This window comes from Nitrospirota bacterium (genome assembly GCA_016212215.1).
Classification (GTDB): Bacteria; Nitrospirota; 9FT-COMBO-42-15; order HDB-SIOI813; family HDB-SIOI813; genus JACRGV01.
Map to the genome: position 1 here is coordinate 1 of JACRGV010000124.1, position 15,503 is coordinate 15,503.

15 protein-coding genes, 3 tRNA genes and 1 pseudogene are annotated in these 15,503 nt (G+C 42.9%); 9 read left to right on the plus strand and 10 right to left on the minus strand.

Annotation, left to right across the window (positions count from 1 at the left end; genetic code table 11):
- The coding region (locus HZA08_11090) for a hypothetical protein (GenBank protein MBI5193971.1) at nucleotides 1-865 on the plus strand (865 nt) is incomplete at its 5' end.
- A gap of 129 nt (nucleotides 866-994) precedes the next feature.
- On the opposite strand, the gene HZA08_11095 is transcribed toward HZA08_11090, so the two are convergent.
- The 4 genes from HZA08_11095 to HZA08_11110 all read right to left on the minus strand — a co-directional run bounded on the left by HZA08_11095 (nucleotide 995) and on the right by HZA08_11110 (nucleotide 3,108).
- Nucleotides 995-1,070, minus strand: a tRNA-Lys gene (locus HZA08_11095).
- A gap of 114 nt (nucleotides 1,071-1,184) precedes the next feature.
- Nucleotides 1,185-1,257: transfer RNA gene (locus tag HZA08_11100), tRNA-Arg, on the minus strand.
- Nucleotides 1,258-1,293: 36 nt separating this feature from the next.
- Nucleotides 1,294-1,881: a hypothetical protein gene (locus HZA08_11105; GenBank protein MBI5193972.1), complete on the minus strand. Its 588-nt coding sequence runs from the start codon at nucleotides 1,879-1,881 to the stop codon at nucleotides 1,294-1,296.
- Nucleotides 1,882-1,890: 9 nt separating this feature from the next.
- Entirely contained in the window at nucleotides 1,891-3,108 is a 1,218-nt protein-coding gene (locus tag HZA08_11110; GenBank protein ID MBI5193973.1) for an aminomethyl transferase family protein, read from the minus strand.
- Nucleotides 3,109-3,190: 82 nt separating this feature from the next.
- Between HZA08_11110 and HZA08_11115 the strand changes: the two genes are divergently transcribed.
- Nucleotides 3,191-3,616: a response regulator gene (locus HZA08_11115; GenBank protein MBI5193974.1), complete on the plus strand. Its 426-nt coding sequence runs from the start codon at nucleotides 3,191-3,193 to the stop codon at nucleotides 3,614-3,616.
- 22 nt (nucleotides 3,617-3,638) lie between these two features.
- Here HZA08_11115 and recO read toward each other — a convergent pair whose 3' ends face one another.
- From recO to HZA08_11130, 3 genes are all read right to left on the minus strand, one after another.
- On the minus strand, nucleotides 3,639-4,385 hold the full coding sequence (recO, locus tag HZA08_11120; protein MBI5193975.1) for a DNA repair protein RecO: 747 nt from the start codon (nucleotides 4,383-4,385) through the stop codon (nucleotides 3,639-3,641).
- A gap of 4 nt (nucleotides 4,386-4,389) precedes the next feature.
- The gene (gene era, locus HZA08_11125) at nucleotides 4,390-5,289 is read right to left on the minus strand and encodes a GTPase Era (GenBank protein ID MBI5193976.1); all 900 of its coding nucleotides are present in this window, start codon (nucleotides 5,287-5,289) and stop codon (nucleotides 4,390-4,392) included.
- Between the two features lie 216 nt (nucleotides 5,290-5,505).
- A complete protein-coding gene (locus HZA08_11130; protein MBI5193977.1) occupies nucleotides 5,506-6,786 on the minus strand; it encodes a GGDEF domain-containing protein in 1,281 nt (426 codons plus the stop codon).
- Nucleotides 6,787-6,908: 122 nt separating this feature from the next.
- Here HZA08_11130 and nadA point away from each other — a divergent pair, with 122 nt between their 5' ends.
- Both nadA and HZA08_11140 read left to right on the plus strand, forming a co-directional pair.
- Nucleotides 6,909-8,003 (plus strand): quinolinate synthase NadA, encoded by a 1,095-nt coding sequence (nadA, locus tag HZA08_11135; protein MBI5193978.1) that lies wholly within the window; start codon nucleotides 6,909-6,911, stop codon nucleotides 8,001-8,003.
- 90 nt (nucleotides 8,004-8,093) lie between these two features.
- The gene (locus tag HZA08_11140) at nucleotides 8,094-8,285 is read left to right on the plus strand and encodes a cytoplasmic protein (GenBank protein ID MBI5193979.1); all 192 of its coding nucleotides are present in this window, start codon (nucleotides 8,094-8,096) and stop codon (nucleotides 8,283-8,285) included.
- Between the two features lie 26 nt (nucleotides 8,286-8,311).
- On the opposite strand, the gene HZA08_11145 is transcribed toward HZA08_11140, so the two are convergent.
- Nucleotides 8,312-9,082: an enoyl-ACP reductase gene (locus HZA08_11145; GenBank protein MBI5193980.1), complete on the minus strand. Its 771-nt coding sequence runs from the start codon at nucleotides 9,080-9,082 to the stop codon at nucleotides 8,312-8,314.
- A 116-nt stretch (nucleotides 9,083-9,198) separates the two neighbouring features.
- Between HZA08_11145 and HZA08_11150 the strand changes: the two genes are divergently transcribed.
- Nucleotides 9,199-9,274 (plus strand) — tRNA-Ala (locus tag HZA08_11150).
- Between the two features lie 132 nt (nucleotides 9,275-9,406).
- Here the strand turns inward: HZA08_11150 and HZA08_11155 are convergent.
- Together HZA08_11155 and HZA08_11160 are read right to left on the minus strand one after the other, a co-directional pair.
- Nucleotides 9,407-9,694: a HigA family addiction module antidote protein gene (locus HZA08_11155; protein ID MBI5193981.1), complete on the minus strand. Its 288-nt coding sequence runs from the start codon at nucleotides 9,692-9,694 to the stop codon at nucleotides 9,407-9,409.
- A gap of 12 nt (nucleotides 9,695-9,706) precedes the next feature.
- Nucleotides 9,707-9,985 (minus strand): type II toxin-antitoxin system RelE/ParE family toxin, encoded by a 279-nt coding sequence (locus HZA08_11160; GenBank protein MBI5193982.1) that lies wholly within the window; start codon nucleotides 9,983-9,985, stop codon nucleotides 9,707-9,709.
- Between the two features lie 233 nt (nucleotides 9,986-10,218).
- Between HZA08_11160 and HZA08_11165 the strand changes: the two are divergent.
- From HZA08_11165 to HZA08_11180, 4 genes and pseudogenes are all read left to right on the plus strand, one after another.
- Nucleotides 10,219-10,887: pseudogene (locus HZA08_11165) on the plus strand (carbonic anhydrase).
- 266 nt (nucleotides 10,888-11,153) lie between these two features.
- Complete coding sequence (gene trxB, locus HZA08_11170) at nucleotides 11,154-12,077, plus strand: thioredoxin-disulfide reductase (GenBank protein MBI5193983.1); 924 nt, start codon at nucleotides 11,154-11,156, stop codon at nucleotides 12,075-12,077.
- A gap of 80 nt (nucleotides 12,078-12,157) precedes the next feature.
- Nucleotides 12,158-13,834, plus strand: a complete 1,677-nt coding sequence (locus tag HZA08_11175) for a TldD/PmbA family protein (GenBank protein ID MBI5193984.1) — start codon at nucleotides 12,158-12,160, stop codon at nucleotides 13,832-13,834.
- A 151-nt stretch (nucleotides 13,835-13,985) separates the two neighbouring features.
- Entirely contained in the window at nucleotides 13,986-15,488 is a 1,503-nt protein-coding gene (locus HZA08_11180) for a TldD/PmbA family protein (GenBank protein MBI5193985.1), read from the plus strand.
- The last annotated feature ends 15 nt before the right edge of the window (nucleotides 15,489-15,503 follow it).

Sequence of the window (15,503 nt, forward strand, 5' to 3'; positions counted from 1 at the left end):
AGCAAGCAGGACACCTGAAAGCGGCGCATCACTGACAAGCATAACTCTGACAACGAACTATGCAGGCACATCCGGGGCAAGTTTAGGGTATCAGATTACCAAAGACTTCACACCTTACCGTGGCTACCCTGAGATAGCACAGGGAGACGCAGACGCCGCCGACTGGATAACCAAAGCACTCAGGATGATAGACTCAGACTTAGGGACAGGAGGGGGAGGAATCTTTGCGAGGAAGGCGAATAATGAAACCATTACGGGTGGTTGGACATTTGCACCTACTGGAAGCGATTACACACTTTTCAAAGGGGCAAATATATCAAATATTGGGCAAGTAAAGATACTTGGTGTTGGCACAAATGTAGAACCTCGAATAAGTTTTTACGATTCCAACAATGTGCTAAGAGGTACGATAGGCGATAATGGGTCAGAGTTCTTTATAGCGGCTATAAGTGGGAGGAATATTAGGTTAGGATACGATGCCGCCGGCATAACTGTAACAAGTTCAGGTAATGTAGGGATAGGTACTTCTGCCCCAACATTACCATTAACAATTAAAACGTCTGGGGATCATTTAAGATGGCAAAATTCTTCTGAAGCGGAAATGGGAAGGCTGGGGACAGAAAATAACGGAGCAAACGGTTGGATATCTTTATTTAATTCTTCTGGCGTGCAGAAAATAATTATACATGGCACTGGTCAGTTTGAATCCACGACGGGAGATGGGTTAGCTCCGTTTAAAGTTAATGTTAATTCAACGACAACAACTGCTACAGCAGGTTCTCAGACTTTACCTTCTAATCCTGCTGGGTTTTTAAAGATTGGCATAGGCGGCACGACTTATAAATTGCCTTACTATAATGCGTAAGATATTACCAAAAATCATTTTACGGAAATTGTACGGAATTTGCCGTAAAATTGAGGCATTTTGAGGGGTTTTGAGGAGTAACATAATTTGTCACTATATTCATAACCCCTTGAAATGCCTGATATTATTTGGTGAGCCGTGGAGGGATTGAACCTCCGACCCGCTGATTAAGAGTCAGCTGCTCTACCAACTGAGCTAACGGCCCAAGATAAAAATAGCGATGCTATTTTTATACGACAAACTGATAACTATTAACTATTAAGTTGTAACTCCTAATGGTTATCAGTTATCAGTGAATTTTCTCAATGAAAATTCTTTATGCGCCTGAGAGGAATCGAACCTCCAACAAACGGCTCCGGAGGCCGTTGCTCTATCCATTGAGCTACAGGCGCCTGTTAACAACAGGTTGTTATCATAAACAGAATCATTCAAAAATGCAAGTATGAATTCAGAAAATAATACACTGCCTGCATACAGACTGATGCAATGAGTGGTATTGTGAAATTATCATCAAGTTTTGTTGAGGCGAGTTCTGTAATTGTCCCGGCGAATGCCCCTGCGAATATTATGACATAAGGTAATTCTCCAGCGGCCTTTTGAAAAATAAATCCTGCAATAATTGCTGAAACAAGAAATGCGATACTGCCTTCTATGCTTTTTTTCTTTATGCGGTGACGGCCCCATGTTTTTCCGACTGTAGATGCAGATGGGTCGCCCACAGCCAGGATAACCATAGAGAACAATGCGAATTCCCTTTTAAATAAAAGTAGTGAAATCAATACGCCTGCTATATACCATGCAGAGCTTGTTGGTTTTCTTTTTTCCTCCTGCCGTAACAACATGCTGAAACAACGGATAAAAAGGCGATTGAATGCCGGTAAAATTAATCTTGCAGTTTCGAGAATGATTGCCAGTGCAAGGAGGACTGATACAAGGATTAATCCTCCCTTTCTATCTAATTGTGATATTAGGTATGTAAGCAGAAGTCCTGATACAAGGTGATAGAGTCTGCGCATTCTGAATCCCTAAGTTTTCCTGTGAAAAGGCAGATCGGTTATTTTTGCGGATAGTTTTTTTGAATTAGTTTCAATATGAATGACCTCATCCGGATTATTATGCGATATTCTTATATAGCCCATTGCAATTGGACGATTGAGGGTTGGAGATAAACAAGCGGAGGTTATAATACCAATCTCGTGTTCTGTATTTTCAATGATTCCTATTACCTTGTCTCCTTTTTGTGGTATGACATCATCATCTAAAATAAAACCAATAAGTGTTTTATTAACATGCCCCCTGAATTTAATCCTCGCTATTGTCTCCTGCCCGATGTAACAGCCTTTATCATAGCTTATAGCCTTATCGAGATTTGCCTCAACAGGGATTGTATGTTCATCCATGTCAATAGAGTAGAGAGGGATGCCTGCCTCTATGCGAAGGGTTTCAAGGGCATTAAGCCCAAAGGGTTTTAACTGGAAATCCACTCCTGCTGATAGAATATAATTCCATAATTGTGTCATATTGCCGGATGGGCAATACAGATTATATCCGTCTTCGCCGGTGAAAGATGTTTTCACTGCCTTACAATTCACGCCATTGATAATGACATTGATATGTGAACACTCCTGCATATCTTCAATAGCTGGGATAACCGGAATTTCTGCGACTTCTGTCTGAGTAATTTTGTTGAGGACTTGCTTTGATAAAGGCCCTTGAATGGAAAGAAGTCCATACTGTTCTGTTACGTCAACTATCTTAACATTTTCTCTGAAGAGGAAACGGTTTAGTATCTGTGAGACCTTTTCTTCAAGGCCGGGGTCTAAATCCAACAAGAATGAACCTTCATCCGGTAAAGCCCATCCCCACCCCCCGATTACTTCTTCGGGGGCAAGCTCTGCCCCTCCCCTTGAAGGGGAGGGAATATTCACGGGAGGCTCATCAGCCAGGATGCACATATACGCAAGCATCTTTCCTTTTACATCAAGAAGTGTTGAGTATGCACCTGTGGATGGTTTAATTTTGTTAATATCCTGAGAGAGTATCTTCTGTAAAAACATTACCCTGTCTTTGCCGGAGATGCGAAGTTTACCCCTGTGAGATAAATCTATAATGCCTGCACCGTTTCTGACGTTAATGTGTTCTTCAACCGCATTGCCATAATTGGCAGGCATTTCCCATCCGTAAGCCTCACTGAATGTTGCACCGAGGGACATAAGTATTTCATGTAAAGGTGAAGTCTTCATAGTCGGGTTATGATAGTATTAAAAATGGGTAACGTCAATATTTTTAGGTGATAAAATATCAACTCAAATATTATATTGACATTTGCAATTAGGAGTTATATATTCATCTGAACTTGCTGTTGTTCAAATCAACTATTTATTGCTTATGATAAATATCCTGATAATTGATGATGATTCTGTAATAAGGTCTCTGTTACAGAGCTTCCTTTCTATGAAAAAATATAAGGTTGAGAGTGTTTCCAATGGCATAGATGCGTTAACAGCCATATCTGTCACAAAGTTTGATATAGTTATAACGGATTTAAAGTTAAAGAAATTCAGGGGTGCAGACCTTATTAAAAAGATGCAGGTGATTCAGCCTCGTGTAAAATTAATTGCCATGAGCGGTGATACCAGCTTTGATACCCTTCCTGAGGAGATCAGAACAAGCATAGCACTTATAAGAAAACCTTTCAGATTAGAAGACGTGGAAAGCATTATACAGAACCTGAGTGTTGTGCAGAATTAATTAATACCCGCAAAAACTCATTTTAAGACAGATAGGCATCTACATTCATAAGCTTCTTACCCGTAACATAAGTGATATATGTCTCAAGTAATTCCTTCATCTCCCGCTTAATATCATCTGCAATGATAAACCGGCTCACGTGGTACATGGGTGTGGCCTGCCATTTCCTAATAACAGCCATTGTGGCGCCTGTTACAATCGTATATTTGCCGGTTAACCTGCCGGTACATGAAGGGCAAATTGATCCGCCTTCTGATACAGAGATTGTGACCCTTGTGTACTTTATCTCCCTGCTGCACTTGAGGCAGCTATCCAGTCGCGGCCCGACACCTGATATATGCAGCAGCCGGATCTGGTAATAGGATAACATCTTATCAGCAGGGTCACCTGCGGCAAGCCTCTCTAATGATTTATGCAGAAGGGATAAGATAAACTTGTTCGGGTCTTCAAGAGGTACAAGCTTTCTCAATGTGTCCACCATGCAGGACGCATGGAGAAGGAGCGATAAATCCTCCCGCAGTGTGTGGAATGATTCGATTATGTCGGCAGATTCTATACGATGTAATGTATTGTTATTCTTCTTAAACAGGTTCAGCCTGCAATAGGTAAAAGGTTCTAATGACCCCCCGAATCTGTTCTTAAAACTCCTCGCACCCTTTGCAATCCCTTGTATCCTGCCGATGTCCTCTGAAAATATCTCAACTATCCTGTCCAATTCACCCATCGGGCGGCTGTTAAGGACTATACCGGATGTCTTTACCAGCGGCATATAATTACACCTTATATCCCAGCATCTTTAATATCCTGTCATCACTCTGCCAGTTCGGTTTTACCTTTACCCAAAGCTCTAAGAAGACCTTTATCCCCATGATAGCCTCAAGCTCCAGCCTCGCAAGCCGGCCGACCTGTTTAAGCATGGCCCCGCCCTTACCGATTATTATCCCCTTCTGAGAATCCTTATCTACGAATATTATCCCCCTTATGGAGGCCAGATTCTTTGTCTCATCCTCCTTAAATTCCTCTATCCCGACTGCAACAGAGTATGGTATCTCCTGATATGTATTACGGAATATTTTTTCCCTGACTATCTCTGATGCAATAAACCGCATGGGCTGGTCAGTTACAACATCATCAGGAAAGTATTGAGGGCCTTCAGGAAGGTATTTCACTAATGAGTCAAGCAGACTGTCAATGTTCTCTCCTTTAAGGGCAGATAGAGGAAATATCTCATCAAACTTATAAACCTTTCTGTATTCATCTATCTGAGGAAGAACTGCAATCTTCTTAACCCTGTCTATCTTATTAATCAGGAGAAATACCGGTTTCTTAACGTCTTTTAACAACTCGATAATATAACTATCTTCGGAAGCCGGTGCCACACCTGCCTCAGTCATAAATAGTATAAGGTCAACCTCATCAAGGGTATTCAGGGCGGTCTTTACCATATACTCATTAAGTTTATGCTTGGGCTTATGAATTCCTGGGGTATCAAGAAAAATAATCTGTGCACCCGAGAGATGTTTTACACCAAGTATCCTGTTTCTTGTAGTCTGAGGTTTATCAGACACAATAGAAATCTTATCACCAAGGATAGTATTCAGAAGTGTAGACTTACCGACATTAGGCCGCCCGGTTATAGCCACAAACCCAGATTTAAACACAGGATCAGACATGGCCTAACTTTAACATATTTGATGAAGAATAAACAAGGGCGAGATTGGTTGAGTAGGTAATTCTGAAATGCTTACCGAAACATAGCAACTCTAAGTGGACGCTCAAAAATGCCCAGGTGCAAGGAAGGGCAAGGATTTGAGTTGAGGCGTACTTCCTGTACGTTGAGACTCGAATCCACAGACCTGACGCCGCAGATGGGCGTTTTTCAGCGTCCACTATGTAGTGACACCAACAATGACACACTGATTACGCCCATTCCTCTTTGCGAGATACAGACTGCTGTCTGCCTCCTGAACAATCATAGCCGCATCATTTTTCCCAGCGGAATCTGCCGCTCCGGCGCTTATTGTTACCGGCCTGTCCATGTCTATAAACTTATGACCTTCCACAACCGTGCGGAGTCTCTCAATCTGGGTCAATACTCCGGACCTTGGGGTACATGGGTAAATGATTACAAACTCCTCCCCACCGTACCTTGCAACAATATCCGTATCTCTGATGTTCTCCTTTATAAGAACAATAAGCTCTTTCAGTACTATGTCGCCAACCTGGTGGCCATAGGTATCGTTTATTTCTTTGAAGTGGTCTAAGTCAATAATGGATAGAGAAAAGATGGTACTGTAACGTATACTCCTGTTCATCTCCTCATTGATCCTCATATCAAAATACCTTCTGTTAAAGGCGCCTGTGAGCGGGTCAATGATAGCCAGTGATGATGAGGAATCCTCCCCGGTTTTTATTTTATTCACCAGTATATTAATCCCCTCTGCAATCTCATTTCCGCATGCATCTCCGGGGTCAACATCCAGCTTAAATGAATAATCCCCTTTCTTAATGGCGGCAAATACAGGTTGAAGTTTTCTGAAAATACTGCATGAACGGAACATGAAATATGCAGAAAAAGCCACAGCAACAAATAATAATGAACCGCTGACATTTCTTATTGTCCTCATATCAGCGGTTATCGCCGGGAGAGACTTGTTCACCATCTTGTACTCATTATCCATAAACTTCTCAATCTCTTCCAGTATAGCCTCCATCCCCGCACTCTTCTCAATAGCTTCTTTAAGGGCGTTCTCTTTCTCGATACCAGGAGCTGCTGTTAATGCAGCATTAATCTTTTTTATAAAACCTGGGTATAGGGCTTCTATTACCTCTACATGGTGTGAATACGTCCTGAATAATTCATCGTCCCTTCCGCTATAATATATGTAGCCAACACTCTTAGACAGATTTTCAATACCCTCATCGAGCTCTTTGATATTCCGCCTTATTGGCTCATCTGTCTTAAACGTACCGTAATAAAGACTATATAGACCTTCCCGAATGGAGATTATATGATAAAGCACTTCATGGGTGCTAAAGAGAATAGTAATCCTCTGATTATGAAAATCAACGTCTTCGTCAATCTTTCTAATGTAATATTCAGAAAAGAGATAGGTTATTACGGAAATGACGGCTATAAGGAAGATATATGCTTTTATTTTTTGCTTCATAAGATATTATCGGCAATAACCCTTCCATGGGGTATAACAATATCGGCAATGTAATCATATTCTAAAATTGTCAAGTAAGAGGTTTGATTTAATTAAAGATAATATATTATAATGAAAAACCAATGAATACTTTGAAGATTTTCCCAATAGAAGATTACTTAGAGCTGACCGCAGGAGAGATTGGTAAGAGGATATTTGCGGCAAAAGATGCCCTCAAAAGCAAACTCTTAATACTGGGTCATCATTATCAGCAGGATGATGTCATAAAGTTTGCAGATTTTACAGGTGACTCACTTAAACTATCTCAGGAGGCTGCCGGCAGTGAGAGTGAATTTATCGTATTCTGCGGGGTTCACTTTATGGCAGAGACTGCGGATATAATAACAGAACCTCATCAAAAGGTTATTCTGCCTGACCTGACTGCAGGCTGTTCAATGGCAGATATGGCTGACTTATATAGGGTAGAAAAGGCATGGAAGGAGATAGCAAACGTTTCAGGAGAAGACAGCATTACACCTGTTACCTATATAAATTCATCTGCTGATTTAAAGGCGTTCTGCGGAAAAAAGAACGGCTCTATATGCACATCCTCTATAGCAGACAGGGTAATGAAATGGGCGCTGGGACAACGTGAGAAGGTATTCTTTTTTCCTGATGAACACCTTGGAAGAAACAGTGCTTTTAAACTTGGTATCCCTGAAGATGAAATCATAGTCTGGCGAAGAGATGAACCGTTTGGCGGCAATACGGAGGAGGATATTAGAAGGGCAAAGGTCATACTGTGGAACGGGTTCTGCAGTGTCCACATGCTCTTCTTACCCAAGCATGTGGAATATTTCAGGGAAAAATATCGTGAACTTGGTGTAAACATAATTGTTCATCCTGAATGTCGCAGGGATGTTGTGGCAATGTCCGACCTCTGCGGCTCTACAGAATATATAATTAAGACAATAAAGGCCGCACCATCAGGAACAGTCTGGGCAATCGGCACAGAGATAAATCTTGTGAACCGTCTTAAAAAAGAAGAACCTGATAAAACCATATTCTTCTTATCACCAACTGTCTGCCTCTGCTCTACCATGTACCGGATAGACCCACAGCATTTGTGCTGGGTATTGGAAAATCTTATTGAGGGAAACATCGTCAATCAGGTAATCGTTTCTGATGAAGAAAAAAGATGGGCAAAGGTAGCGCTGGAACGAATGCTGGGAATCTAAGATGTGAGCAGGGAGCAGAAGTAAGAAATTAGAAGTAAAAAGAGATAAAAATGAGCGGGACAAGAATGTCCCGCCGGAAGGGATTTTCGGATGAAACAATTTGAACAATTCAAGGCATCCCGTTTACACTGTCCGAGATGCAAAACGGCTGTGCCTGTAAGAGAACGTCTCTTATTAATACTGCCTGACGGCAAGCTCTATGACTACCTCTGCGTTTATTGTGCGAATTCAGTAGGAGAGAGAAGAGAGACAGATACAAAGGATGTACAGATCATTATTTAATTATGGGTGTTTTTCATCGCCAACTACTACATACCTATAATATTATAACCGGCATCAACATATAACACCTCTCCCGTAATCCCGCTTGCAAGGTCACTGCATAAAAACAGCGCTGTCTTGCCGACCTCTGCGGCACTGATATTTCTCCTGAGCGGAGCCTTTTGAGCTGCATGATTCAGCATGTCCCTGAAGCCTCCTATACCGGAGGCAGCAAGCGTCTTGATCGGGCCTGGAGAAATGGCATTCACCCTTATACCCTTTGGGCCTAAGTCAGCAGAGAGGTATCTTACACTCGCCTCAAGGGCGGCCTTTGCCACACCCATAACATTGTAGTTCGGTACAACCTTTTCAGCCCCGTAGTATGAAAGCGTAATTATACTACCATCATGGCCTGTCATTAACGGAACTGCATGTCTTGAAACAGCGGCAAGGGAATACACGCTGACATCCATTGCAAGACGAAAGCCTTCTCTTGTTGTATCAACATATCCACCCTTAAGTTCATCCTTGTTTGCAAAGGCAATGGAGTGAATGAGTATGTCAACAGAACCGAAGCCATCTCCGACCTTATTGAAAAATGACTCTATCTCTTCATCTTTTGTTACATCACACTGCTCAATAATCTTAGAACCGATACTCTCTGCCAACGGCCTTACACGTTTTTCAAGCGCCTCACCGACAAAATTAAACGCAAGCTCCGCCCCTTCCTTATGAAGAGATTCTGCAATGGCCCACGCTATACTCCGTTCATTTGCCGTACCAAAGACTATCCCCTTTTTACCTGTCAACAGTCCCATAACACCTCCCGATTCAATCTGATATTCTCATGCCTTGACAAGAGCTAAATATAAATGATACATTGCCCAAAGCAAAAACATACTATCACAAAATCAGTAGAAATAAAACCTGATAAGGGGCTGTAGCTCAGTTGGGAGAGCGCTTGAATGGCATTCAAGAGGTCGTCGGTTCGATCCCGATCAGCTCCACCAGAAGAAACCTCAAGAAAATTAATATTTGCCTGGAACCATGGCAGCACCATTACTCCGTAAAGACAAACGGCAATTTACGTGTACCGCCCCAACTTGATATTCCAATTTGGAGCATCAAGTTGTTATATGGATTTAGGCAGCCTCAAGCCGCTGGACTTTAAGTTGTTTTGATTTTTGTTTAGCCTGCCATAGATCATGTGCTGTCTGCATATTGAGCCAGCTTTCCGGTGTGGTATCAGTGGCCATGGCAAGTCTAAGAGCCATAATCGGACTTACTCCTGCATGACCGTTCAACAATTGAGAGAGGGTTTTCCGTGTAATGCCAAGAGCTTTAGCTGCACGGGTAACTGATAGGCCGAGAGGCTGAAGACATAATTCATTCAATACTTCTCCCGGATGTGGTGGATTATACATCATAATAAAACCTCCTTTTTAATGATAATCAAGATAGTCAACATCCCATACTGCATGTTCCTGAAAACGAAATATAACGCGCCAATTACCGCTTATTTCTACTCCCCAGTATCCTTCAAGGCTGCCTGTTAATTTATGCAATCTCAAACCAGGAAGATTCATATCTCGAGGTTCATGAGATGCATCTAAACGACCAAGAATTAAGCGTAGTCTTTTGGCATGGTCAACCGTGATTCCAGCTTTGCTGCCAGTTAAGTAAAATTTCTCAAGTCCTTTATGTTTAAAAGAACGAATCACTATCAATATGTAACATATTACGTAACAGGTGTCAACTTGTAGAATTCTATGCAATCAATGTTTATTACCGTTCGTTATCGTCCGGTACCCCGTTATTGTTGTCGTCCCTCTCCTTCAGGGAGAGGGTATTTATTGTTTCTTACTTGACAGTCATATCCGTTCTCTATTATAACTAAGGCCATACTGGTGAGGCGGTGTTATTATAACATGTAATACTTTAAAAGGAGGAGTGTATGAAAAGGTTTAGTAAAGTTGTACTCGCAGGTAGTATTGCAGGAAATTTACTTTTAGGCGGGGTTATTCTTTCCGGTTTCATAGGCCCGAATGTGCTTACATCTTTTAATGATGATGTGAACAAGCCGGTGATTGCCAAATCAGCCTTTGTTCATCAGCTTGCATCAATAACAGGTGATGTAAAGTTAGGAGAACGGGTCTATGTAGCCCCGGCCGCATCAATAAGGGGTGATGAGGGTCAGCCGATTTACATAGGGAATGAGACAAATGTACAGGATGGAGTTGTGGTGCATGGCCTTGAGACAATGGAGGGCGGCAAGGAAGTCACTAAGAATCAGGTTGACTTCGGTGGTAAGAAGTATTCTGTATATGTAGGCGACAGGGTGTCAATGGCACATCAGTCTCAGGTACACGGCCCTGCCCTGGTAGGAAATGATGTATTTGTCGGGATGCAGGCCCTTGTGTTTAAGGCAACTGTCGGTAATGGAACAGTACTTGAACCGGGTGCAAAGGTAATCGGTGTAAAGGTTGCAGCAGGTAGATATGTTCCTGCCGGCAGTGTTATTACCAAACAGGCTGATGCAGATGCCCTTCCGGCTATTTCAGGGTCTTATGCATTTAAAGATCTAAACGCTGCTGTTGTTCACGTGAATACACAGTTTGCAGATGGTTATAACGGCAAGAAACCCGTTCATCATGAGGAACATAAGGGAGAACATAAGGACGACCATCATGGAGAGAAGGGGATGGAGAAGCATTAAAAGACAGTTACCAGTGAACAGTAAGCAGTAAGCAGAAGTAAGAAGCAAGAGGTTAGAAGCAAGATTGCTGATCACAATTCCCTCCACTTCAAGGGGAGGCTGAGATTATTCCCCCTCCCCAATTTGAATTAACGGGAGGGGGTAGGGGGAGGGTGAGCTATGGAGATTTTCGAGTGAATGAAATCCGAAATGTAATTATTATAGGCTCAGGTCCTGCGGGGCTTACGGCGGCGATATATGCGGCTAGGGCTGACCTGAAACCATTATTAATAGAAGGCCCTCAGCCCGGTGGGCAGCTTACTATAACAACTGAGGTGGAGAACTATCCCGGATTCCCTGAAGGGATAGACGGGCCTCAGCTTGTAATGGATATGCGTAAGCAGGCTGAAAGGTTTGGGACTGAATTTGTATATGGGGAAATTACGTCTGCTGATTTTTCAAAACAGCCGTTTGTTGTGCAATCCGGAGACAAGTCATTTTACGGTCAGACCATCATTATTGCAACAGGCGCCTCTGCAAGGTGGATCGGAATTGAATCAGAAAAGAAGCTGATGGGGAGCGGTGTTTCCGGTTGTGCCACATGCGACGGTTTTTTCTTTAAAGGAAAAGAGATTGCTGTAGTAGGAGGCGGTGATACTGCACTTGAAGAGGCGGCTTTTCTAACAAGATTTGCAAGCAAGGTTTCGATAATCCACAGGCGTGACCAGTTCAGGGCATCAAAGGCCATGCAGGAAAAGGTGTTTAGTAATAATAAAATTTCCGTTGTATGGGACTCAGTAGTAGGCGAAATTCTTGGAGTTGAAGAAGGACGTGTAAAAGGGGTCAGATTAAAGAATGTGAAAAATGGTTCTGTTACTGAACTCTCCTGTGAAGGGGTTTTCATTGCCATTGGTCATACCCCAAATACGAAGGTATTTAAGGAACACATTGAACTTGATGAACAGGGATATATCAGATTAAAAGGCCATACATCAACAAATGTCCCAGGTGTATTTGCCGCAGGTGATGTGGCTGACCCGCACTACCGCCAGGCCATAACAGCGGCAGGAATGGGGTGCATGGCGGCCATTGATGCAGAGAGATATTTAGGGAAGTAATTTTTATTCGTAATCCTTGGGTCCATCGAGGATGGGGTTGCAGCCACTGAGCGACTTACCGGAGCAGTTGGGCACCTGTCATGACGAGCAGGCGAAGGAAAGCCAGCCCGTTAGAGGCTGGAAGGCTTCCGCGCCTGAGAGTCATAAGACAGGTCAACTGCGAAGGTCAGGAGCGAAGGGGCTGCAATCCCATCCTCCAAACCGGAGTTACATTGCAGGAACTAATCGCCCCATTAAAAAACCGCATCAAAGACTTTTTTATTTCATACTCACGTACACTACAACACTGTTATTATGCAGACCTCCGTTTAGAGGTAAATGATACACGCTGGGCATCTGCAGAAGACGGTAAGCCAAAGGGGTCAGGCAGGGACGAAGGGGGTTCTTTCGGCATAAGGGTAATTGCCGGGAATACCAAGAAGTCTCCGGGTTATTATGGGCGTGTATTCAGTCTTAAAGACTTGTCAAAAATAGAACCCATCATAAAAGAGGGGCTTGACCATGCACATATCCGTGCATCGGCAAATAGCAGAAATAAGGAAAGATTATCACAAACACTTCCGGAATTTGCTGAATCCCTATGGAGTACAGAGCTTTCTCCGGCAGAAGTTAATGTAGATACCGTCCCGGCAAATTATAAAATAAAGCCGGATGGTGTATCGCCGCAGGATATACTCGTCATGGTTAAAGAATCCTCTGAACGGATTAAAGGGTCAGAGGGTTTAATCTTCAATGATGTAACTGCTTATACCCAGTCAACAGGTGAATTATTTGTGAGTACAGAAGGTGCCTTGATTGACCAGTATTTCTGCTACTCTCAGGGAAATGTCTATGTAGTAGCATCCGGCAAAGAGGGACAGCAGGAACTCTACGAGAATGTCGGTGACCAGCGTGGATGGGAGGCATTGGTTGAGGGTATTAATGTTCATGAAACAGGTCTATCTGATTTTTCTATGAGGGTAGCAAATGACGCTATAGAGCTTTCAAATGCAAAGGCATTCCGTTCAACAGAAAAGGAGACTGTTATTGTAACTGATCCATACTTCAATACCCTGCTCTCCCATGAGATAATAGGGCATCCGATGGAGGCAGACAGGATATTGAAGTATGAAACAGCGTATGCCGGCAGGAGCTGGTTTTTTAGAAATTTTAATGAGAATTATATAGGTAAACAGGTGGCATCTCCGCTGATAACAACATATTCTGACCCTGCAATCCCTGGCTATGGACATTATGTGTATGACCATGAAGGGACAAAGGGAAAGAAGGTTATGCATATTGAAAAGGGCATACTAAAGGATTTCATGAACAGCAGGCAGACTGCGGCCCTTCTTGGGATGAGACCAAACGGCTCTTATACTGCAACAGATGCCTCTCTTGTACCCCTTATCCGCATGTCTACTACTGTGTTTGCTGATGGAGATAAGGACCCTAAGAAGATAATAGGTGACATCAGTGATGGTTATTATCTATGGGGTATGCACACCCCTTCGATCTCAGAATCAAGGGAAAACTTTTCAATGTCTGCCATAAAGACATACAGGATACATCGTGGTGAACTAAAAGAACTCTACAGGGGCGGTGGTATTACAGCAGACAGCATGAGTTTTCTTATGAACATAGATGCAGTCGGTAATGATTTCAAAGTATACCCAATCGCAAACTGCGGCAAAGGCCAGCCCATGCAGACTAAAAGACTTGGAAACGGCGGCCCGACACTGAGAGGCAGGGCTAGGGTTGTGGGGAGCGGAAAATAGTAAGCAGTAAGCAGTGAGCAGTAAGCAGATTAAAGACAGAAGTTAGAAGCAAGATTACAGATGAAAATTTCCTCCCCTTCAAGGGACAACGAAAATCCCCCCTCCCTTGACGGGAGGGGGTTAGGGGGAGGGTGGCTACGAGGGTTTTAACATGCTACCTTTAGAACTATTACATAAAACCGCTTTAGAAGGTCTTGAATTTATCAAGACTCGGAAGGATATCTCTGAGGCTGAGATATTCATAAGCTCCCTGTCACATTTACTAACTCGGATTAACTATACCTCTTTCATACTTTGTAACGGCATTGAAGAACCAAAGTCAACGCTATCGTATGGGATTGGGGTACAGACAGTATTTAAAAATGGTGATAAAAGGATGGTCGGTTTTGGAAGTCACACTGGGGATATCTCAATAGAAGGTGTAAAGTATGCAGTAGAAAAGGCACGATTATCTGTGGTTGATGACCCTGATTTTATCGCCCTTCCGGCACCTTCAGGTATACCGGATATGAAACCTGATTATCATGACCATAAACTGATGAAACTGAGTGATGAAGAACTTGTAGATTTGGGATGGAGGTCATTGACCGGAGCCTTACAAACATTTAAAGAGAATAAAATAACTGATTCCATAATAATTGGTGGTGATGTAAGCATAATTCAGGAAAGAATGGTTCTGGCAAGCACAACCGGAATTGATGTTAAAGATGAGGCAGCATACTCCTCGGCATCAATAACAACCATGATAGAGTCTGATAATGCAAAGGGGAGCGGTTCGGAAATCGGAATGAGTCTTAATGATTTTAAACCTGAAAATGCAGGCAGGACAGCGGCTATGAGTGCAATCAATTCAAGACACGGAAGACGTATCCGTTCAGGGAAATACAAACTGATTTTGGGGCCGCAGGCAGTAGCTGATCTCCTTGGAAATATTGTACTACCCTCACTTACCCTTTCTGTTGTAGATGCTGCAAGCTCTTCATTCATGGGAAAATTCGGTAAGATTGTTGCCGACAGCCGCCTTACTATTGTTGATGGCGGCAACATGCCGGGCCTCCCGATGAGCCGCCGTTACACCTGTGAAGGCATTCCGACCGGACGCACAGAACTGATAAAAAATGGTGTGCTTACCGGATATCTTTCCAACACATACTACAGAAATAAGGTCTTAAATGACCCTTCTTCCAAAGATAAAATTGGGGCTGACCCAAATTCTATTACTGATGCCATACAGCCTAAAAATGGATTCAGACCCGGTGAGGCGATGCTTAGAAACTTCAATGGAAGGCCGTCAATAGTTCCTACTAATGTAATTGTAGAGAGTTCAGAGGCGGTATCCCGCGACGAGATAATAAATATTATTGGTGATGGTTTGTATATCGGCCGCATCTGGTACACATACCCGTTAAACGGCCTGCTTGCAGGAGATTTTACCTGTACTGTGATCGGTGATTCTTATGTAATCGAGGGCGGCAGGATAGCGGCACCGTTAAAACCTAACAGCATAAGGATAGCGGATAATATTCACAATCTGCTGAATCAGGTAATTGGGATTTCGGGAAAGAATAGTCCCATACTCCTGTGGGGTTCTCCTGAGATTATCTATTCCCCTGAGATAGCAGTCAGAGATATTGCAATGAATGAGATAGCATAGTAACTGATTAAACCT